Consider the following 19,026-nt stretch of genomic DNA (forward strand, 5'->3'; position numbering starts at 1 on the left):
GCGTCAGTCCTCGAAACCCTCCGCCGCCCTCTTCTCCCTCAGTTCCTTGATCGCTCGGCGGCGGGCCAGGCGGTGGGTGCGGCGGATCTGAGCCTCCTGGTAGCGGCGCCTGTCCCGGTCCGTCTCCGGGATCACCGGCGGGACCGGTCGGGGCTTGCCGTCCGCGTCGACCGCCGCGAAGACCAGGTAGGCAGAGCCGACCTGGGTGGGCGGGGTCGACTCGTTCCAGCGTTCGGCCAGGACCCGTACGCCGACCTCCATCGACGTCCGGCCCGTCCAGTTGACCTGCGCTTTCACATGGACCAGGTCGCCGACCCGGACGGGCTCCAGGAACACCATCTCGTCCATGGACGCCGTCACCGCGGGCCCGCCGCTGTGCCGGCCGGCCACCGCGCCCGCCGCGTCGTCGACGAGTTTCATGATCACGCCGCCGTGCACCGTGCCCAGCAGGTTGGTGTCGTTGTGGGTCATGATGTGGCTGAGCGTGGTCCGGGACGCGCAGGTGGGCTTCCCGGGGAGTGCAGCCTCTGTTTCGCCCAGAATTTCTGATTCCGGGGCGGGGGCCTGGTCTGTCATGGCCTCCACCTTATGCCGCGGCACGATCCGGAGACTTTGTGTCGGCTTCGCAACAGCCCTGACCCTGTTTTTCCTCGGCTCTTGTACGGCCCACAGCCCGACCCTGCACACTGGGGCGCATGAACGATTGGCCTGAGGGATGGTCCGACGACAGCCGCGGCAACCGCTACGGACGCGGCAGCACCAGCGCTCAGCCCGAGGGCGCGCGCGTGATGCGGCAGGTCCGGCGCACGCCCGGCGGACCGGGCGGCCCCCAGGCCGCGCCGCCGTACGGCGGGGTGCCGCAGCAGCCGACGTACGACGACCAGGGGTACGGCGGCTACGACAACGGCTATGACAGCGGTTACAACACCGGCCAGGTCTACGGCAGCCCGGCCGGCAGACCCCACGGACCGGGCGGCGGGGGAACCGGCGGGGCGCGCCCCGCGCCCAACTGGCGCCGCCGGATCAAGTGGACCGCGATCACGCTGGTCACCGCCTTCGCGGTGACCTCGATCGCCACCTACTTCTGGGCCGACTCCAAGCTCCACCGCGACGTCGACCTCTCCAAGGTCATCGACCGGCCCGCTGCGGGCAAGGGCACCAACTACCTGATCGTCGGCTCCGACAGCCGCGCCGGCATGTCGGACGCGGACAAGAAGAAGCTGCACACCGGGTCCGCCGAGGGCAAGCGCACGGACACGATGATGATCCTGCACGTCGGCGACAACGGCGACACGCTGATCTCGCTGCCGCGCGACTCGGACGTGGAGATACCCACGTACAAGGGGTCCACGTCCGGCAAGGTCTACCAGGGCACCGGACGCCATGTGAAGCTGAACGCGGCCTACGCGGAGGACGGCCCGGAGCTGCTGGTCCGCACGATCGAGTACAACACCGGGCTGCGCATCGACCACTACGCGGAGATCGGCTTCGACGGCTTCGCGAACATCGTGGACGCGGTCGGCGGTGTCACGATCACCATCGACAAGGGCTTCAAGGACAAGTACTCGGGTGCCGACTTCCAGGCGGGCACGCAGACACTGAACGGCGAGCAGGCCCTCGCCTTCGTCCGCACCCGGCACGCCTTCGCGCAGAGCGACCTGCAGCGCACCAAGAACCAGCAGAAGTTCCTGGCGGCGCTCGCCCACCAGGTCGCGACCCCGTCGACGGTCCTCAACCCGTTCAAGCTCTACCCGACGATGGGCGCCGGCCTGGACGCGCTGACCGTGGACAAGGACATGTCCCTGTGGGACCTGGGCTCCATGTTCTGGGCGATGAAGGGCGTCAACGGCGGCGACGGCAAGTCCATGAACATGCCGATCTCCGGTTCGACCGGCGGCAACCTGCTGTGGGACAAGGCCAAGGTCAAGACGCTGGTGGACGAGCTGAAGAACGACCAGACGGTGACGGTCTCCGGCAACTAGGGCCTCTCGTCTGGAGCGGCGCAACACCGACGCAGGTCAGGACCCGTCCGGCTGGCACCGCGGGCACCACACCGTCCCGCGCCCCGCGACCCGCGAACGACGCAAGGTGTCGCCGCAGCGCGGGCAGGCCGGGTACGGGTCGTCGCGGTGGCCGGTGAGCCAGGAGTCGCGTGGGGGCACGCAACCGGCGGCGACCGCGGACCGCAGGGTGCGGCGCATGTGTGTGTACAGGCGCCGGAGTTCGGCCTGGGTGAGATCGCTTGCCCGGCGGGTGGGGTGAAGCCCGGCGCGCCACAGGATCTCGTCGGCGAGCAGATTGCCCAGTCCGGCCAGGACGGACTGGTCCATGAGGACGCCTTTGACGCACCCGCGGCGGGAAGAGAGCGCGGCCTCGAACTCCTCGCCGTCCACCGCCATGGCATCGGGGCCTTGGCGGCCCAGCAGCCGGGCGACGTCGCAGTCGTCGGCCAGCCAGAGTCCCTGAAGCTTGCGCTGGTCGCGGTAGCGGAGCTGGCGGTCGCCGTCCACGCTGAACAGGACGCGGTCGTGGGCCCCGACCGCGTCGTCGGGGCGAGCGCAGACCAGCCGACCCGTCATTCCGAAGTGCAGCAGGAGCGTGGGACCGTCGCCGGTGCGGGCGAGCAGCCACTTCCCGTGCCGCTGCGGCTCGGTGAACCGCCGGCCTTCCAGCGCGGCGCGCAGCCGCCGCACGCCCACCCCGTGCAGGACGCCTGCGTCGCGCACGTCGACGCGTTGGACGACTCTGCCCTTCGCACAGGACTCGAGCACCTTCCGGAATCCCTCGACGTCTGGCAGCTCAGGCATGAGGAACGCCCTTCAGCCGGCCGGTGCCCGGCGCGCCCTGGGGCGGCCGCATCCGAGATGCGTCGCCCCCTTCCCTGACATCTCCTTCATTCCCCGTCGGCTTCATTCCACGTCGGCTTCATTCCACGTCGGCTCCGTCCGGTCCCCACCGGCCACGTTCCAACCGGCCGCCTGGACGCCTCTCGGCCTGGTCACCCATGCGAACGGCCCCCGGGCGATGCCGGGGGCCGAGGTGTTTCCGCAGACGAAGGCGGTTGTCGCTAGGGAAGGTTCCTGGCCATCACGATCCGCTGGACCTGGTTCGTGCCTTCGTAGATCTGGGTGATCTTCGCGTCGCGCATCATGCGCTCGACCGGGTAGTCGCGGGTGTAGCCGTAGCCGCCGAGCAGCTGGACGGCGTCCGTGGTGACCTCCATGGCCACGTCCGAGGCGAAGCACTTGGCGGCGGCGCCCTGGAAGGTGAGGTCCGAGTCGCCGCGCTCGGACTTGGCGGCGGCCGCGTAGGTCAGCTGGCGGGCGGCCTCGATCTTCATCGCCATGTCGGCGAGCATGAACTGGATGCCCTGGAAGTCGGCGATCGGCTTGCCGAACTGCTTGCGCTCCTTGACGTAGTTCTTGGCGTAGTCGAAGGCGCCCTGCGCGACACCGAGGGCCTGGGCGGCGATGGTGATGCGGGTGTGGTCGAGGGTCTTCATCGCCGTGGCGAAGCCGGTGCCCTCCTCGCCGATCATGCGGTCGGCGGGGATGCGGACGTTGTCGAAGTAGACCTCGCGGGTGGGCGACCCCTTGATGCCGAGCTTCTTCTCCGGGGCGCCGAAGGACACGCCCGGGTCCGACTTCTCGACGACGAAGGCGGATATGCCCTTGGACCGCTTCTCCGGGTCGGTCACCGCCATGACCGTGTAGTACTCGGAGACGCCCGCGTTGGTGATCCAGCGCTTGACGCCGTTGAGCACCCAGTGGTCGCCGTCGCGCACGGCCCGCGTCTTCATGCCGGCCGCGTCCGAGCCCGCCTCCGGCTCGGAGAGGCAGTACGAGAACATCGCGTCGCCCTTGGCCAGCGGCGCGAGGTACTTCTTCTTCAGCTCCTCGGAGCCGGACAGGATCACAGGCAGCGAGCCGAGCTTGTTCACGGCCGGGATGAGGGAGGAGGACACGCAGACGCGGGCCACCTCCTCGATCACGATGACGGTGGCGAGCGCGTCCGCGCCGGCGCCGCCGTACTCCTCCGGTACGTGGACCGCGTGCAGGTCGTTCGCGACCAGGGCCTCGAGCGCCTCCTGCGGGAAGCGGGCCTCCTCGTCCACCGCCGCGGCGTGCGGCGCGATCTTCGCCTCGGCCAGCGAGCGGATGGCGTCACGGAGCATGTCGTGCTCTTCGGACGGGCGGTACAGGTCGAAGTCAGCCGATCCGGCCAAGGTGTCTCACGCTCCAGAAGACGCAGTGTCGGTGACGCTAATTACCGTTAAGTAACTGGAATTTTAGGGGGCCGCCCACGGGACGGGTACGTGAGCTTGGCGACAGCTGGGAAATTGCCCCGCGGAGGGCCCGGCTATGCTCGGGCACCGATTCACCGCCCTACCCGTTCTGGAGCACCCATGAGCCTCAAGATCACCGTGATCGGCACCGGCTATCTCGGCGCGACGCACGCCGCGGCCATGGCCGAGCTGGGGTTCGAGGTGCTGGGGCTGGACGTCGCGCCGGAGAAGATCGAGAGGCTCAGGCGGGGTGAGGCCCCGATGTACGAGCCCGGTCTGGAGGAGTTGCTGCGCAAGCACGTCGCGGGGATCGAGGGCTCCAGCGGGCGGCTGCGCTTCACGATGGACTGGGCGGAGCTGGGCGAGTTCGGCGATGTCCACTTCGTCTGTGTGAACACCCCGCAGAAGCACGGCGAGTACGCCTGCGACATGTCGTACGTCGACGCCGCGATCTCCTCCCTCGCGCCGCACCTGAAGGGCCCCGCGCTCGTCGTCGGCAAGTCGACCGTGCCCGTCGGCTCCGCGGACCGCCTCGCCGCGTACCTCGCGGAGCACGCGCCCGCCGGCGGGGACGCCGAACTGGCCTGGAACCCGGAGTTCCTGCGCGAGGGCTTCGCCGTCGAGGACACGCTGCACCCGGACCGGATCGTGGTCGGCGTACGCAGCGAGCGCGCCGAGAAGCTGCTGCGCGAGGTGTACGCGACGCCGCTCGCCGAGGGCACGCCGTTCGTGGTGACCGACTTCCCGACCGCCGAGCTGGTGAAGACCGCCGCGAACTCCTTCCTCGCCACCAAGATCTCGTTCATCAACGCGATGGCGGAGGTGTGCGAGGCAGCGGGCGCTGACGTGGCCAAGCTGGCGGAAGCCATCGGGTACGACGACCGGATCGGCAAGAAGTTCCTGCGCGCCGGGATCGGCTTCGGCGGCGGCTGTCTGCCGAAGGACATCCGGGCCTTCATGGCGCGCGCCGGTGAGCTGGGCGCCGACCAGGCGCTGACGTTCCTGCGCGAGATCGACTCCATCAACATGCGCCGACGTGGCCAGATGGTGGAGATGGCGCGTGAGGCGCTGGGCGGCGGTCCGTTCCTCGGCAAGCGGGTCGCGGTGCTCGGTGCCACCTTCAAGCCGGACTCCGACGACGTCCGTGACTCGCCCGCGCTGAACGTGGCCGGGCAGATCCACCTCCAGGGCGGCCAGGTCACGGTCTACGACCCCAAGGGCATGGACAACGCCCGACGGCTCTTCCCGACGCTCGGCTACGCCGACTCGGCGCTGGAGGCGGTGCGGGGCGCCGATGTCGTCCTGCACCTGACCGAGTGGCGCGAGTTCCGCGAGCTCGACCCGGCGGAGCTGGGCGAGGCGGCGGCCTCCCGGGTCCTCCTCGACGGCCGCAACGCGCTCGACCCGGAGGTATGGCGCCGGGCCGGGTGGACGTACCGGGCGATGGGCCGCCCCACCGCATAGACGTACCGCATAGACGTAAGGGAGACGCCGGTCCGGCCGAGGCTCAGTCGGCCGGACCGGCGTCCTGTTGCATTCTGCACCACCGGGTCACCGGCCGACCGGTGAACTCTCTGTGGATCACGCCTCCTTCGCCCGGTACCGCCGCATCTTCGCGCGCGCCCCGCAGACCGACATCGAGCACCAGCGGCCGCGTCCGGCCGGACTGCGGTCGTAGTACGCCCAGTGGCAGGTCACGGCCTCACAGGCCTTCAGACGGCCCCAGGTGCCCGCGGTCAGCGCCTCTGCCACGGCGACCGCCACGCGCGCGTGCAGGGAGTCGTCGGTGGGCGTCAGGCAGGCCGAGCCGTCGCGCTGGTCGACGGCCACATACAGCGGGGCCCGCGCCAGCAGCCGGGTCAGCGGGGTCACCTCGCGGTGCGGCGGGTGGCCCGCGTGGGCGAGCAGCGCGGCACGCAGCGACTCGCGCAGTTCGCGGGCGCGCGGCAGCTCGTCCTCGGTGAGAGCGAAACGGGCCCGACCCTCCACGGTGTCCAGCGAGTCGGTGCCCGACTCGATGTCCAGCGTGTTCACCAGGGCCTGGACGAGTTCCAGGCCTCCGGGAGCGGGCGATCTCTCACTCATGCCCGCGACGTTACCTCCGGCACGCACCGATGCGGTAACCGAGGCGTAACCGAGGCCGGTCGGCGTGTACCTCTTGCGCTGCCACCTCATGACCGGGAGCATGAGCATGCGGTGACCGTTACCGGTTACTCGCTGCTATCGGTAACAGCGCTCGTCGGTGACGGCGCCCTATCGGTAACTGCGATCTGGAGGAGGAAGTCATGGCTCTCGCCAAGCTCGGCCCCGTCGTCCTGGACTGCCCCGACCCGGGCGCGCTCGCCGCCTTCTACGCCGAGGTGCTCGGCGGCAGCGTCGAGGGCGAGGGGGACTGGGTGGACCTGCGGGTGCCCGGCGGACAGGCGCTCGCCTTCCAGGCGGCGCCCGGATTCGTACCGCCGAAGTGGCCCGCGCCCGACCACTCGCAGCAGTTCCACCTGGACCTGGTGGTGGAGGACCTGGACGCGGCCGAGAAGGGGGTGCTGGAGCTGGGCGCGAAGCCGCTCGACGCGGAGGACCGCTCGCGCAGCTTCCGCGTTTACGCGGACCCGGCCGGGCACCCGTTCTGTCTCTGCGCCGGCTGACGCCGAAGGAGGCCCCTCATGCCCGCTGTGGCGCGTTTCCGCAACGTGGTGATCGACTGCCCGGACCCGCGCGCGCTCGCCGAGTTCTACGCCCGCGTGGGCGGCGGCACACCCAAGGCCGAGGACGAGGAGTGGGTCGTCCTGCGGATCCCCGACGGGCCGCGGATCGGGTTCCAGCGGGTGGAGGGATACACCCCGCCCGAATGGCCGCGCGCGGACCGCAACCCGCAGCAGTTCCACCTCGACTTCGACGCCGGTTCCACCTGGGAGGAGGTGGACGCGGCGCACGAGAAGGTGCTGGCGCTGGGCGCGCGGCCGCTGGACGTGGAGGACCGGGAGAAGAAGGACTTCATGGTGTACGCCGACCCGGCGGGACACCCCTTCTGCCTGTGCCGGATCGAGCACGCCTGAACCGGCCGTCGCCCTGCCCGGCCCGGCTGTCGACAGCCGGGCCGGGCAGACGGCGGTTCGGGCCCGGTGGGACGTACAGGACCGTCCCGCTCCGGACCGTCAGCCGTCGAGGTCCTCGATGGTCGCGTGGGACGGCGCGCGCCTGGTCTGCACGTCGCGCGCCACGTCCTCGGCCGCGCCCAGCACCCGTACCGCGTTCTGCCAGGTCAGCTTCGCCAGGTCGGCCCTCGACCAGCCGCGGTCCAGCAGCTCCGCGATCAGGTTCGGGTAGCCGGAGACGTCGCCCAGGCCGTCCGGGGTGAAGGCCGTGCCGTCGTAGTCGCCGCCGATGCCGACGTGGTCGATGCCCGCCACCTCGCGCATGTGGTCGAGGTGGTCGGCGACCGTCGCGACCGTGGCGACCGGGCGCGGAGTGCGCTCCTCGAAGGCGCGGTGGACCTTCATCGCCTCGGGGGTGGTGTCGAGGGGGTGCAGGCCGTGCGCGCGCATGTTGTCGTCCGCCGCGGCCGTCCAGTCGACGGCCGCCTGGAGGACGAACTTCGGCACGAAGGTCACCATCGCCACACCGCCGTTGGCGGGCAGGCGTTCGAGGACGTCGTCGGGGACGTTGCGCGGGTGGTCGCACACCGCGCGGGCGGAGGAGTGGGAGAAGATCACCGGCGCTTCGGTGGTGTCCAGCGCGTCGCGCATCGTGGTCGCCGCCACATGCGAGAGGTCGACGAGCATGCCGAGGCGGTTCATCTCCCGGACCACCTCACGGCCGAAGTCCGAGAGGCCGCCGACGCCCGGTTCGTCCGTCGCGGAGTCCGCCCACGCCACGTTGTCGTTGTGGGTGAGGGTCATGTAGCGCACGCCGAGCCCGTACAGGCCGCGCAGCGTGCCGAGCGAGTTCGCGATGGAGTGGCCGCCCTCGGCGCCCATGAGGGAGGCGATCCGGCCGTCCTTGCGCGCCGTCTCCATGTCGGCGGCGGTCAGGGCCGGGGCCAGGTCCGCCGGGTAGCGGGCGAGCAGCTGCCGTACGCAGTCGATCTGTTCCAGCGTCGCGGGCACCGGGTCGGGCAGGTCGCACGGCACGTACACCGACCAGTACTGGGCGCCGACCCCGCCCTCGCGCAGACGGGGCAGGTCGGTGTGCAGGCGGGCGTTCTGGTGCCGGGCGATGTCCAGGGCGTCGAGGTCGTAGCGGGCCTGCTTGCGCATCGCCCAGGGCAGGTCGTTGTGCCCGTCGACGACCGGGAACTCCCGCAGCAGTTCCCGGGCGGCCTGCAAGGACGGCGAGGTCATCGCGTCACTTCCCCGAGTTGAAGCCGAAGCCCGCCGCCGCTCCCTCGACCTTGGAGCGCAGGCGCTTGCCCTTCTCGGTGGCCTGGTCGTTGAGGTCCTGCTGGAACTCCCGCATCCGCTGCAGGAGTTCCTCGTCGTGCGCGGCGAGGATGCGCGCCGCGAGCAATCCGGCGTTGCGGGCGCCTGCGACGGACACGGTGGCCACGGGGACACCGGCCGGCATCTGCACGATCGACAGCAGCGAGTCCATGCCGTCGAGGTGCTTCAGCGGGACCGGGACGCCGATGACGGGGAGCGGGGTGACGGAGGCGAGCATGCCGGGCAGGTGGGCGGCGCCGCCGGCGCCCGCGATGATCACCTTCAGACCGCGGTCCGCCGCCTGCTCGCCGTATGCGATCATCTCGCGCGGCATACGGTGCGCGGAGACGACGTCGACCTCGTACGCGATCTCGAACTCGTCGAGGGCCTTGGCCGCGGCCTCCATGACGGGCCAGTCGGAGTCCGACCCCATGACGATGCCAACAACGGGGCTCATTCGGTGATCGTGCCTCTCAGGTAGCCGGCTGCGTGACGGGCGCGCTCCAGCACGTCGTCGAGGTCGTCGCCGTAGGTGTTGACGTGGCCCACCTTGCGGCCGGGCTTCACGTCCTTGCCATACATGTGGATCTTGAGCTTCGGGTCCCGCGCCATGCAGTGCAGGTACGCCGAGTACATGTCGGGGTAGTCGCCGCCGAGGACGTTGACCATGACCGTCCACTTGGCGCGCGGGCGCGGGTCGCCGAGCGGGAGGTCGAGGACGGCCCGCACGTGGTTGGCGAACTGCGAGGTGATCGCGCCGTCCATCGACCAGTGGCCCGAGTTGTGCGGGCGCATCGCCAGCTCGTTGACCAGGATGCGGCCGTCGCGGGTCTGGAACAGCTCCACGGCGAGGTGACCGACGACGCCGAGTTCCTTGGCGATGGTGAGCGCGAGCTGCTCGGCCTCGAGGGCCAGCTCGTCGTCCAGGTCGGGGGCCGGGGCGATCACGGTGTCGCAGACGCCGTCCACCTGCCTGGACTCCACGACCGGGTAGGCGACGGCCTGCCCGTGCGGCGACCGTACGACGTTGGCGGCCAGCTCCCGGACGAAGTCGACCTTCTCCTCGGCGAGGACGGGGACGCCGGCGCGGAAGGGGTCGGCGGCCTCCTCGACGGAGTCCACCACCCACACGCCCTTGCCGTCGTAGCCGCCGCGGACGGTCTTGAGGACGACGGGGAAGCCGTCGCCCTCGGCGGCGAACGCGGCGACGTCCTCCGGGTCGCTGACGATCCGGTGCCGCGGGCACGGCACACCGATCGCGTCGAGTTTGGCGCGCATCACGCCCTTGTCCTGGGCGTGCACGAGCGCGTCCGGACCGGGACGCACGGCGATGCCGTCCGCCTCCAGTGCCCGCAGGTGCTCGGTGGGCACGTGCTCGTGATCGAAGGTGATCACGTCACAGCCCCGCGCGAAGGCACGCAGCGTCTCCAGATCGCGGTAGTCGCCGACGACGACGTCGCCGACGACCTGTGCCGCGGAGTCCTGAGGGGTGTCACTGAGGAGCTTGAACCTGATGCCCAGCGGGATGCCTGCCTCGTGGGTCATACGGGCGAGCTGGCCACCGCCGACCATGCCTACTACCGGGAACGTCACGCACCCAGGGTATCGGCCCGGCCGGGGAGGCCGGTTTCCGTCCCCGCCCGGGGCGTTTGGAGGGCCGTTTCCGAGGGGCTTTCGAAGGGGTACCCGATGGAAATCCATGAAGGGTTTCCGGCAGGGGGTCCAGGTGGCTTTCTTTCCGTCCTCATGTATGGTCCCCGGACATCGTTCACCGGCGCTCGTTAGCATGGCCGGGTTGACGGAGCCGTTAGGCGCTTTCGGCCGAGGGTCCGGTACAACCGATCGACACGAATGAGACGACGGATGCAACCGAGTACGACCGACCCGACGGGGGCTGGCGACACGATGGGCAGTGGTTCCACAAGTCTGCAGGACAGGCCCCAGGCCGCAGTGCGCCGGAAGTTCGACCGGCTGCTGCGCGAGATCGCCAAGTTCGGCGCGGTCGGCGGGGCGGGACTGCTGGTCAACCTCCTGGTGTTCAACCTCGTGCGGAATGTCACGGGGCTCCAGGTGGTCCGGGCGAGCATCATCGCCACGGTCGTCGCGATCGCCTTCAACTACATCGGCTTCCGCTACTTCACCTACCGGGACCGGGACAAGAGCGGGCGCACCCGCGAGATGACCCTGTTCCTGGTGTTCAGCGCGGCCGGGCTGGTGATCGAGAACGGCGTGCTGTTCCTGGCCACGTACGGGTTCGGCTGGGACAGCCCGCTGCAGAGCAACGTGTTCAAGTTCCTCGGCATCGGCCTCGGGACGCTGTTCCGTTTCTGGTCCTACCGCAGCTGGGTGTTCAAGGCCATGCCGGCGGCGTCGGCGGTGGCGGGCGCCGAGTCGATCCTCCACGAGGCAGAGAATCAGCGCCGCCACGACGAGCACGTGAACCGCTGACCGTCGTCGCGCCCTGACAGGCGCGTGAGCAGAACATCGCCCTGGCGCAGTGCGGCGAAGAGCATCGCCCGGCGCCGTGCGGTACATCCCCGGCGCCGTGCAGTGAACGTCCCCGCGTCGTGCGGCGGAGAACGTCGCCCAGCCTGGGGCGGCGAAGAAGTCCCGACCGACCGCTGCACCGGGCCCCCGCTCCCCGGTTCACCTCACCGTGCGTTCCGGTTCCTCCGGTTCGGCGGGCACCTTCAGCGGGGTGCGGGACAGGAACAGGCCGAAGACCGGGGGCTTGGCCTGGAGCATCTCCAGACGGCCGCCGTCGGCCTCCGCCAGGTCACGCGCCACCGCGAGACCGATGCCCGTGGAGTTACGGCCGCTGATGGTGCGCTCGAAGATGCGGGAGCCCAGTTCCGGCGGCACCCCCGGTCCCTCGTCCGTGACCTCCACGACCGCCTGGTTGCCGGTGACCCGGGTGCGCAGGGCGACCGTGCCGCCCCCGTGCATGAGCGAGTTCTCGATCAGTGCCGCCAGCACCTGGGCGACCGCCCCGGGCGTCCCCACGGCCCGCAGGTGCCGTTTGCCGGAGCTGACGATCGCACGTCCCGCGCTGCGGTAGGCGGGCCGCCACTCGGCGAGCTGCTGCTGGATGACCTCGTCCAGGTCGAAGGAGACGGCGGAGCCGGTGCGCGGGTCGCGGGCGTTCGTCAGCAGCCGCTCCACGACGTCCGTGAGCCGCTCCACCTGCGTCAGCGCGATCGTCGCCTCCTCCTTCACCGTGTCCGGGTCGTCCGTGAGCGTGATCTCCTCCAGACGCATGGACAACGCCGTCAGGGGCGTGCGCAGCTGGTGCGAGGCGTCGGCCGCCAGGCGCCGCTCGGCGGTCAGCATGCGGCCGATCCGCTCGGCGGAGGCGTCGAGCACATCGGCGACCCGGTCCAGCTCAGGGACGCCGTACCGCTTGTGGCGCGGGCGCGGGTCGCCGGAGCCGAGGCGCTCGGCGGTCTCGGCGAGGTCGGTGAGCGGGGAGGCCAGACGGTTGGCCTGGCGCACCGCGAGCAACACCGCCGCGATGATCGCGAGCAGCGCCACCAGGGCGATGATCAGCAGCGTACGGCCGACTTCACGCGTGACGGCGGAGCGGGGCTCCTCGACGCGGACCGTCTCCCCCTCCTCGCCCTTGGTCGTGGAGTGGATGACGTCACCGGCGGGCTGGTTGCCGACCCGGATGGTGGGCTGGCCGGGGATGTCGATCACCGCGTACCTGTCGCCGGTGACCTGGTCCTTGAAGACCGCGGCACTGACCTTCTCGTCGCCGAGGATCCGGCTGTCCACGATGCTGGCCAGCCGCAGCGCCTCGGAGTCGACGCGCTCCTGGGCGCTGTTGCTGATCGTCCGGGTCTCGACGATCACGAGGGAGACGCCGAAGACCGCGATCACCACGAGGACGACGGCGAGGGTGGACTGGATGAGACGACGACGCACGGAGGCCTCCGGCGGGGAACAGGTACGACGACCAGTGTGCCCCTGGTTGGTGTGGCACCCGGTGCCGGGGCTGGGCGGGGGTGGGTTGCGCTCCGGGCGCTCGCCGGTGCCTCCCCCAAGCTCTGCGAGCAGGGGGTGCCCCCAGCGCCCACCCGTGCCGCCCTGCGGCACGACCGCCCGCAGCTACAGCGACGTCAGCCGACCGACGCGGTCAGTTCTTCTCGAACCGGAAGCCCACACCCCGTACCGTCGCGATGTACCGCGGGTTCGCCGCGTCGTCGCCCAGCTTCTTGCGGAGCCAGGAGATGTGCATGTCCAGGGTCTTCGTGGACGACCACCACGTCGTGTCCCAGACCTCGCGCATCAGCTGGTCGCGGGTGACGACCCGGCCCGCGTCCCGTACCAGGACCCGGAGCAGGTCGAACTCCTTCGCGGTGAGCTGCAGCTCCTCGTCGCCCATCCACGCCCGGTGCGACTCCACGTCGATGCGCACGCCGTGCGTGGCGGGCGGCTGCGCGGGCTCGGTGGCGCCGCGCCGCAGCAGGGCACGGACCCGGGCGAGCAGTTCCGCCAGCCGGAACGGCTTGGTGACGTAGTCGTCGGCGCCCGCGTCGAGGCCGACGACGGTGTCCACCTCGTCGGCCCGTGCGGTCAGGATCAGGATCGGAACGGTGTGGCCGTCGGCGCGCAGCCGGCGGGCCACCTCCAGACCGTCCATGCCGGGCAGCCCGAGGTCCAGCACGACCAGGTCGACGCCGCCCTGCATTCCGGCGTCGAGCGCGGTGGGTCCGTCCTCGCGCACCTCGACCTCGTAACCCTCCCGGCGCAGGGCACGGGCCAGCGGCTCCGAGATGGACGCGTCGTCCTCGGCGAGCAGTACACGGGTCATGGGGTGATGGTAGTCCGCCCAGGGCGAGAGCAAAGGTGTGAGCGCGGGTGTGATGGGGATGCGAATTCTTACCTGGACCTGGGACGATGCGGTGGCGCCGCCGTCCGTGACGCTGCGTGGTCACGCCTGCACCTCTTGGGGGCCATTTGGGCGTAGACCTTCGAATGGGTGACCATAGTTCCGTAACTACCTGTGATCCGTGTCTCAAGTCCTTCCATATCCGGCTGTGCCGTGCCGTATGGTGAGGAGAACGCCTGTAGCACCAGCAGGGACCTTTGGCGGTAGCTCGACGCTGAAGGTCTCTTTTGTGTGCGGGCTGGCCTCCTCCCAGCCTTGAAGGAATGACCTGTGGCCGGGCCTTGAGCGCTCAACGCGCGTAGAGGCGTGGATCCCGGTGGTCGTCGTCCACCGCTCCGTGATCCGGGGCGGACACCCCGTGGGCGTGGGGCGGACGTCCGATCCCGCCGGTGCCGGCCGTCCCCCCACGGGCGCGTGACGCTCGTGCCAGCGCGTCCCGACCAGCAAGGAACGACCATGGCGTCCAGCCTGACGAAGGACTCGGTCCGCCCGGGCACCCCCGGGTCCGAGAAGACCTTCTTCGGCCACCCCCGCGGACTGGCCACCCTCTTCATGACCGAGATGTGGGAGAGGTTCTCCTACTACGGCATGAAGGCCCTCCTCCCGCTGTACCTGGTGGCACCGGGCGGCCTGCACATGAGCGCGGCCACCGCTACCGCGATCTACTCGGTGTACCTGTCGCTCGTATACCTGCTCGCCCTGCCGGGCGGCTGGTTCGCCGACCGGGTCCTCGGTCCGCGCAAGACGGTCGCCGTGGCGGGCTTCGTCATCATGCTGGGCCACCTCACGCTGGCCCTGCCCACCGCCGGTACCTTCTTCGCCGGTCTCGGCCTCGTCGCGATCGGCTCGGGCCTGCTGAAGGCGAACATCTCCACGATGGTCGGCCACCTCTACGAGGGCCCGGACGACCCGCGCCGCGACGGTGGCTTCACCCTCTTCTACATCGGCATCAACCTCGGCGCCTTCGCCGCGCCGCTGGTCATCGGCACCGTCGGCCAGAACGTCAACTGGCACCTGGGCTTCGCGCTCGCCGCGCTCGGCATGGCGCTCGGCCTCGGCCAGTTCCTGCTCGGGGGCCGTCACCTCAGCTCCCACTCGCAGGTCGTCCCGACCCCGCTGACGGCCGAGCAGAAGAAGGCCACCCTGACCAAGGCCGCCCTGTGGGCGGGCGTCGCGGTCGTCTTCTACGCGATCGTCGGTTTCTCCGGCGTCTACACGCTGAACTGGCTGCTGGTCCCGATCACCCTCGCCGGCCTGATCATCCCGGTCCTGGTCATCGCCCGCATCAAGCGGGACAAGGAGCTGGACCGCACCGAGCAGTCGAAGATGACGGCGTACATCTGGTTCTTCGTCGCCGCGGCCGTATTCTGGATGATCTACGACCAGGGCGGCTCGACGGTGTCGCTGTTCGCCGACTCCTCGGCGAAGAACACGATCTTCGGCTGGAACTTCCCGGTCTCCTGGTACCAGTCGGTCAACCCGGTCATGATCATGGCGCTGGCCCCGGTCTTCGCCTGGGCGTGGCTGGCGCTGGCCCGGCGCGGCAAGGAGCCGAGCACCGCGGTGAAGTTCGCGATGGGCCTGGTCCTGATCGGCGCGTCCTTCTTCCTCTTCCTCGCCCCGCTGGGGATCGCCGACGGCGGTCACAAGGCGGCCGCGATGTGGCTGGTGGCGATCTACTTCGTGCAGACGATCGGTGAGCTGACGCTGTCGCCGGTGGGTCTGTCGGTCACCACGAAGATGGCGCCGGCGAAGTACGCCTCCCAGATGATGGGTGTCTGGTTCCTGGCCGTCACCGCCGGTGACGCCACGACCGGTCTGCTGTCCATCGCGGGCGTCGACCTGAACAAGACGGGCATCGTGGCCCTGCAGGCCGCGCTCGCCGTGCTCGCCGGTCTGGCGGTGTGGATGTACCGCAGCAAGGTCAAGGAGCTCATGGGCGACGTGCACTGACGTCGCTCCCGGGCTCTCGGAGGGCCGCCGCACCCACGTGGATGCGGCGGCCCTCCGCCGTTCTCCGGGGTCAGCGGACGCGGCGGGGCAGGAACGCGAAGACCGCGCCGCCCAGCAGGATCGCCGTGCCCGCCACCAGGCCGAGGGCCTTGAGGGTTCCGTGGTCGTCCGTGCCCGTCTGGGCCAGGCCGCCGCCTGTCGTACCCCCGGCCGTCGTACCGCCGCCCGTCGTACCGCCCGACGACGTGCCTCCGGACGTCCCGCCCGGCTGCTGGGCGGTGCCGAGCGTCAGCGACACCTCCGTCTTCGTCGGTGTGCACGTCGTGGTCGTGCCGAGGGCCTTGATGGTCAGCACGCCCGGCGACAGCGTCGACTCCCCGCTCGCGCCCGGTTTGTACGTTCCCGTCAGGTCCGGGATCTCGATCGGATCACCCGACTTGACGTCCTGCGTGTTCGCCGGGCCCTCGACATGGACCGTGCCCTTGTCCGCGCCGCCCACCACGACCTCCATCGACGGTTTCACCGAGCCCTTCGGGATGTCCACCGGGCTGTTCATCACCGACTTCTTGAACCGCACGGTGAGATCGAAGTTCCCGCCGTCCTTCTTGGCGTTGATCTGCACCGGCGACGTGGCGCTCTTGTCGCCGATGGGCGTTTTGCAGGCGTACGGGACCTGGACCTCCTTGCCCGTGAAGTCCGTCTGCCCGCCGCCGTCGCCGCCGGTCGCACTCGCGCTCGCGGTCGGGGACGTCGACGCGGAGGAGGTGGCCGTCGGGGACGTCGCGGTGGAGGACGCGGTCGGCAGGCCCGTCGGCGGGTTGGTCGGGAGGAGTGTCGTCGGCACCACCGTCGGCAGCCCGCCCGTCGTACCGCCCACTCCCCCGCTCCCGCCGGTCACCTTGATGGCCGCCGCCGGTCCAACCCTCTCCTTCGGGGTGCACTTGGTGTCCGTGGAGATCGGCTTGTTGACGTTGATGGTGTAGGCGTCCGGGGTCAGCGTCACCTCGCCCGCCGACGTCAGCTTCAGGGTGCCCGTCATGTCGGACAGCTTCATGTCGCTGTTCTTGGGGATCGGCGGGTTCGACCGCGGCCCCGCCATGGCGATGCCGGCGGTCTGCGCGCCGCTCGCCTTCAGCGTGCCGGTCGGCTTGACGGTGTCCTTGTCCAGGTCGAGCACGTCGGGGTTCTTGGAAGCGGCCTGCACGAACTTCCAGGTGACCGTGACCTCGTCGCCGACCTTGGCCTCGGCCGGTGCCGTGATCTCCACCTTCGTGGTGCCCTCGACCGGAGGCAGCCCGGAGATCGGGGGCGGGATGCATTCGGTGGCGTACGACACCTCGGCCGCCTGGGCCGGTGCCGCGGCGACGCCGAGCAGAAGCCCCGCACCGCACAGCATCAGGGCCGCACCTGCCGCGGACGCCCTTCTCCCACTGTCACCGGCCGCGCTGTTTCCGCCCGCCGCCTTGGACACTCTCCGTTGCGTTCTCACGTGTTTCCCTTCGTCGGGGTCGCCGGACTGTCCTCGTGCGGTGCGGAGAGCCGGCCGCTCGCCGCGGTCCCCGGATCCGTGTCCGGGGTGAACCACGGCAGGGCCGAAGTGGTGCCGGTCCTCGCGGGAGCGGGCGGCTTCGGCGGGCGCAGGGCGACGCCTGGCAGCCGAAGCCCCCGGTGGCGTACCGCCGCGCCGCGCGGCCGCACCCGGTCCACGACCGTCATGCCGACGCGGAACACAGCCGTCGGCACGACCAGGCAGGCCAGGACCCAGAAGACGGTCACGCCCCAGGGCCGGCCGACACCCCACGGCTGCTCGGCGAGGACCTTGCCGCCGTACTCGAGGGAGACCGTGTAGTCACCGTGGGCGCCCGCCGTGAGCTCCACCGGCAGCCTGACCTCCGCCTTCCTGCCGGGCGCGACCGTGCCGTGCCACTGCCGCTCGTCCCACTGCGGCGCGAACACGCCGTGCGAGGTGCCGACCCGGAAGACGGGATCCCTCACCGGCGACGAGCCGACGTTGCCGACCGTGAACACGAGTGTGCGCTGCGGCGGCGCCCCGAACCAGGTCAGCAGCCCACTGGAGCCGTCGAGACGGGTGTCCGTCAGCACCGAAAGCCGCCCGGCGGCGGACTCGGCGGGCAGCGGCCTGACGGCATGCCCGGCGACCTGGAAGGCCGCGTCGGCGGTGGCCCCGGCCCCGGTGACGGTGGCGACGTGCACCACGCAGGGGCACGGCGCGGGCGGCTCGGCCACCGGCAGCTTCCTGCTGAAATGGCCCCGCGCGTCGGTCGTGACGGCCCGTCCGTCCGCGTTGGCGCAGGAGTTGGTGCCGCCGATCACCCCCCGGGACGGCGTGGCCTGCCCGCAGATGAGGATCATCAGCAGCGTCTTCGCCCGCCAGCCGCTGCCGGACACGGTGAGCGAGCCGCCGGTACCCGCCTGGGTCGCGGACAACTCGACGGCCGGTTTGCCGGCGCCCCAGGCGGGCGCCGCCAGGGGCGCCAGGACGAGCGCGAGCACCGCCACGGGCGCCAGCACCGCCACCAGTGCGGAGATACGCCCCTTCACCTCAGCGCTCCCGTCGACTCGGGGTCCGGACGCGGCCGTTCACCGGTCTGTCCGTCCGGCGGCCGGTGCCTGCGACGCCGTACGGCGACACCGGTGACCGCGGCCGCGAGCAGCCCCGCCCCGCTGCCCGCCACCGCGCCCCACGGCACGAACCGCGCCGACGCCGACCCGGAAGCGTGCGCCCCGCCCGCCGCCGTGACCGTGACCTGGACGTGCACCGCATCGAGCACCGGGTGGTGCGGCCACGGCTCGGTGAGCCGGACCCGGCGGCCGGGCGGCAGGTCGAGGGACAGGGTGCGCTCGGGGCGGTCCAGGACCCGGCCGAGGACACCGTCGGCGCGCACGGCGAGCCTCGGGGTCAGCACGGTCGTACCGCGGTTGACCAGCTCGTAGGTGATCCGTCCGCCGTGCACCGCCATGTGCTCCACGGTCAGCGCGGACAACGTCGGTCCGACGACGCGGAGTCGGAGGCGTACGGCGGTGGAGCGGCCGCCCGCGCTCGCCACGACCGAGCCCGCGTGGTCACCGGGCGCCGCTCCCGCGGGCACCGCCACGGTGAACGGCACGTCGGCGCGGGAACGGGCGGGCACGGTCACCGAGACGGTGCGCACCGGGAGCCGGTGCCCTCCCGTCGTGCCGGCGAAGGCGATCCAGGGGCCGGAGTCGCCCGGTGCCCCCCGAGCCTCGTGGGCGCCGCTCAGCCGGACGGTCAGCGGCCGCCCGCCCGGGTTGCGCACCGAAACGGCGTCCTCGAGGACCGTCCCGGGCTCGCCCTCCGCGTACACGTACGGCCGCCCGCCCGCACCGCCCAGGGACCAGCCGGCGTCGGCGACGGCGGGCGCGGCGGCCAGCGGGCTCGCACAGGCGACGGCGAGAGCGAGGGTGGAGGCGGGGCGGACGTACGGCATGGGGACTCC

Annotated in this window: 18 protein-coding genes; 6 read left to right on the forward strand and 12 right to left on the reverse strand. The window is 71.0% G+C overall.

Going from position 1 to position 19,026, the window contains the following annotated elements; translation table 11 throughout:
• Window positions 1–3: 3 nt before the first annotated feature.
• A complete protein-coding gene (locus N8I84_RS16740) occupies window positions 4–576 on the reverse strand; it encodes an acyl-CoA thioesterase (RefSeq protein WP_263230279.1) in 573 nt (190 codons plus the stop codon).
• A gap of 119 nt (window positions 577–695) precedes the next feature.
• Here N8I84_RS16740 and N8I84_RS16745 point away from each other — a divergent pair, with 119 nt between their 5' ends.
• Entirely contained in the window at window positions 696–1,982 is a 1,287-nt protein-coding gene (locus tag N8I84_RS16745) for an LCP family protein (RefSeq protein WP_263230280.1), read from the forward strand.
• A gap of 36 nt (window positions 1,983–2,018) precedes the next feature.
• Here the strand turns inward: N8I84_RS16745 and N8I84_RS16750 are convergent, their stop codons facing one another.
• Together N8I84_RS16750 and N8I84_RS16755 are read right to left on the reverse strand one after the other, a co-directional pair.
• Window positions 2,019–2,807: an Fpg/Nei family DNA glycosylase gene (locus tag N8I84_RS16750; RefSeq protein ID WP_263230281.1), complete on the reverse strand. Its 789-nt coding sequence runs from the start codon at window positions 2,805–2,807 to the stop codon at window positions 2,019–2,021.
• A gap of 260 nt (window positions 2,808–3,067) precedes the next feature.
• Complete coding sequence (locus N8I84_RS16755) at window positions 3,068–4,225, reverse strand: acyl-CoA dehydrogenase (protein ID WP_263230282.1); 1,158 nt, start codon at window positions 4,223–4,225, stop codon at window positions 3,068–3,070.
• Between the two features lie 180 nt (window positions 4,226–4,405).
• Here N8I84_RS16755 and N8I84_RS16760 point away from each other — a divergent pair, with 180 nt between their 5' ends.
• Window positions 4,406–5,749, forward strand: a complete 1,344-nt coding sequence (locus N8I84_RS16760; protein WP_263230283.1) for a UDP-glucose dehydrogenase family protein — start codon at window positions 4,406–4,408, stop codon at window positions 5,747–5,749.
• 117 nt (window positions 5,750–5,866) lie between these two features.
• On the opposite strand, the gene N8I84_RS16765 is transcribed toward N8I84_RS16760, so the two are convergent.
• Window positions 5,867–6,370 (reverse strand): CGNR zinc finger domain-containing protein, encoded by a 504-nt coding sequence (locus tag N8I84_RS16765; protein ID WP_263230284.1) that lies wholly within the window; start codon window positions 6,368–6,370, stop codon window positions 5,867–5,869.
• 200 nt (window positions 6,371–6,570) lie between these two features.
• Between N8I84_RS16765 and N8I84_RS16770 the strand changes: the two genes are divergently transcribed.
• Entirely contained in the window at window positions 6,571–6,930 is a 360-nt protein-coding gene (locus N8I84_RS16770; RefSeq protein WP_263230285.1) for a VOC family protein, read from the forward strand.
• Window positions 6,931–6,948: 18 nt separating this feature from the next.
• A complete protein-coding gene (locus tag N8I84_RS16775; RefSeq protein ID WP_200423575.1) occupies window positions 6,949–7,341 on the forward strand; it encodes a VOC family protein in 393 nt (130 codons plus the stop codon).
• A 99-nt stretch (window positions 7,342–7,440) separates the two neighbouring features.
• Here the strand turns inward: N8I84_RS16775 and N8I84_RS16780 are convergent, their stop codons facing one another.
• The 3 genes from N8I84_RS16780 to N8I84_RS16790 are packed head-to-tail and all read right to left on the reverse strand — an operon-like array spanning window position 7,441 to window position 10,296.
• A complete protein-coding gene (locus N8I84_RS16780; RefSeq protein ID WP_263230286.1) occupies window positions 7,441–8,625 on the reverse strand; it encodes a dipeptidase in 1,185 nt (394 codons plus the stop codon).
• A 4-nt stretch (window positions 8,626–8,629) separates the two neighbouring features.
• On the reverse strand, window positions 8,630–9,160 hold the full coding sequence (gene purE / locus N8I84_RS16785) for a 5-(carboxyamino)imidazole ribonucleotide mutase (RefSeq protein ID WP_263230287.1): 531 nt from the start codon (window positions 9,158–9,160) through the stop codon (window positions 8,630–8,632).
• Window positions 9,157–10,296 carry a 5-(carboxyamino)imidazole ribonucleotide synthase gene (locus tag N8I84_RS16790; RefSeq protein ID WP_263230288.1) on the reverse strand — a complete coding sequence of 380 codons (1,140 nt, stop codon included), beginning with the start codon at window positions 10,294–10,296 and terminating at the stop codon, window positions 9,157–9,159. The genes purE and N8I84_RS16790 overlap by 4 nt, the downstream gene beginning before the upstream one ends.
• A 312-nt stretch (window positions 10,297–10,608) precedes the next feature.
• On the opposite strand from N8I84_RS16790, the gene N8I84_RS16795 reads away from it, so the two are divergent.
• Window positions 10,609–11,151: a GtrA family protein gene (locus N8I84_RS16795; RefSeq protein ID WP_263234785.1), complete on the forward strand. Its 543-nt coding sequence runs from the start codon at window positions 10,609–10,611 to the stop codon at window positions 11,149–11,151.
• Between the two features lie 198 nt (window positions 11,152–11,349).
• Here N8I84_RS16795 and N8I84_RS16800 read toward each other — a convergent pair whose 3' ends face one another.
• Together N8I84_RS16800 and N8I84_RS16805 are read right to left on the reverse strand one after the other, a co-directional pair.
• Window positions 11,350–12,627: an ATP-binding protein gene (locus N8I84_RS16800; RefSeq protein ID WP_263230289.1), complete on the reverse strand. Its 1,278-nt coding sequence runs from the start codon at window positions 12,625–12,627 to the stop codon at window positions 11,350–11,352.
• 211 nt (window positions 12,628–12,838) lie between these two features.
• Window positions 12,839–13,516 (reverse strand): response regulator transcription factor, encoded by a 678-nt coding sequence (locus N8I84_RS16805; protein ID WP_263230290.1) that lies wholly within the window; start codon window positions 13,514–13,516, stop codon window positions 12,839–12,841.
• A gap of 534 nt (window positions 13,517–14,050) precedes the next feature.
• Here N8I84_RS16805 and N8I84_RS16810 point away from each other — a divergent pair.
• The gene (locus N8I84_RS16810; RefSeq protein WP_263230291.1) at window positions 14,051–15,547 is read left to right on the forward strand and encodes an oligopeptide:H+ symporter; all 1,497 of its coding nucleotides are present in this window, start codon (window positions 14,051–14,053) and stop codon (window positions 15,545–15,547) included.
• Window positions 15,548–15,617: 70 nt separating this feature from the next.
• On the opposite strand, the gene N8I84_RS16815 is transcribed toward N8I84_RS16810, so the two are convergent.
• The 3 genes from N8I84_RS16815 to N8I84_RS16825 all read right to left on the reverse strand — a co-directional run bounded on the left by N8I84_RS16815 (window position 15,618) and on the right by N8I84_RS16825 (window position 19,017).
• On the reverse strand, window positions 15,618–16,943 hold the full coding sequence (locus N8I84_RS16815; RefSeq protein WP_263234786.1) for a hypothetical protein: 1,326 nt from the start codon (window positions 16,941–16,943) through the stop codon (window positions 15,618–15,620).
• Window positions 16,944–17,032: 89 nt separating this feature from the next.
• On the reverse strand, window positions 17,033–18,109 hold the full coding sequence (locus N8I84_RS16820; RefSeq protein WP_263230292.1) for a hypothetical protein: 1,077 nt from the start codon (window positions 18,107–18,109) through the stop codon (window positions 17,033–17,035).
• Window positions 18,106–19,017, reverse strand: coding sequence for a COG1470 family protein (locus N8I84_RS16825; RefSeq protein WP_263230293.1), 912 nt, complete (start codon window positions 19,015–19,017; stop codon window positions 18,106–18,108). The genes N8I84_RS16820 and N8I84_RS16825 overlap by 4 nt, the downstream gene beginning before the upstream one ends.
• Window positions 19,018–19,026: the final 9 nt, after the last annotated feature.

This window comes from Streptomyces cynarae (assembly GCF_025642135.1).
Lineage (GTDB): Bacteria > Actinomycetota > Actinomycetes > Streptomycetales > Streptomycetaceae > Streptomyces > Streptomyces cynarae.

Bases quoted from the DNA above. Each gene is read 5' to 3' on its own strand.
- N8I84_RS16740 (WP_263230279.1), bottom strand. From the start codon at position 576: ATGACAGACCAGGCCCCCGCCCCGGAATCAGAAATTCTGGGCGAAACA.
- N8I84_RS16745 (WP_263230280.1), top strand. From the start codon at position 696: ATGAACGATTGGCCTGAGGGATGGTCCGACGACAGCCGCGGCAACCGC.
- N8I84_RS16750 (WP_263230281.1), bottom strand. From the start codon at position 2,807: ATGCCTGAGCTGCCAGACGTCGAGGGATTCCGGAAGGTGCTCGAGTCC.
- N8I84_RS16760 (WP_263230283.1), top strand. From the start codon at position 4,406: ATGAGCCTCAAGATCACCGTGATCGGCACCGGCTATCTCGGCGCGACG.
- N8I84_RS16765 (WP_263230284.1), bottom strand. From the start codon at position 6,370: ATGAGTGAGAGATCGCCCGCTCCCGGAGGCCTGGAACTCGTCCAGGCC.
- N8I84_RS16770 (WP_263230285.1), top strand. From the start codon at position 6,571: ATGGCTCTCGCCAAGCTCGGCCCCGTCGTCCTGGACTGCCCCGACCCG.
- N8I84_RS16775 (WP_200423575.1), top strand. From the start codon at position 6,949: ATGCCCGCTGTGGCGCGTTTCCGCAACGTGGTGATCGACTGCCCGGAC.
- N8I84_RS16780 (WP_263230286.1), bottom strand. From the start codon at position 8,625: ATGACCTCGCCGTCCTTGCAGGCCGCCCGGGAACTGCTGCGGGAGTTC.
- purE (WP_263230287.1), bottom strand. From the start codon at position 9,160: ATGAGCCCCGTTGTTGGCATCGTCATGGGGTCGGACTCCGACTGGCCC.
- N8I84_RS16795 (WP_263234785.1), top strand. From the start codon at position 10,609: ATGGGCAGTGGTTCCACAAGTCTGCAGGACAGGCCCCAGGCCGCAGTG.
- N8I84_RS16805 (WP_263230290.1), bottom strand. From the start codon at position 13,516: ATGACCCGTGTACTGCTCGCCGAGGACGACGCGTCCATCTCGGAGCCG.
- N8I84_RS16810 (WP_263230291.1), top strand. From the start codon at position 14,051: ATGGCGTCCAGCCTGACGAAGGACTCGGTCCGCCCGGGCACCCCCGGG.
- N8I84_RS16815 (WP_263234786.1), bottom strand. From the start codon at position 16,943: ATGCTGTGCGGTGCGGGGCTTCTGCTCGGCGTCGCCGCGGCACCGGCC.
- N8I84_RS16825 (WP_263230293.1), bottom strand. From the start codon at position 19,017: ATGCCGTACGTCCGCCCCGCCTCCACCCTCGCTCTCGCCGTCGCCTGT.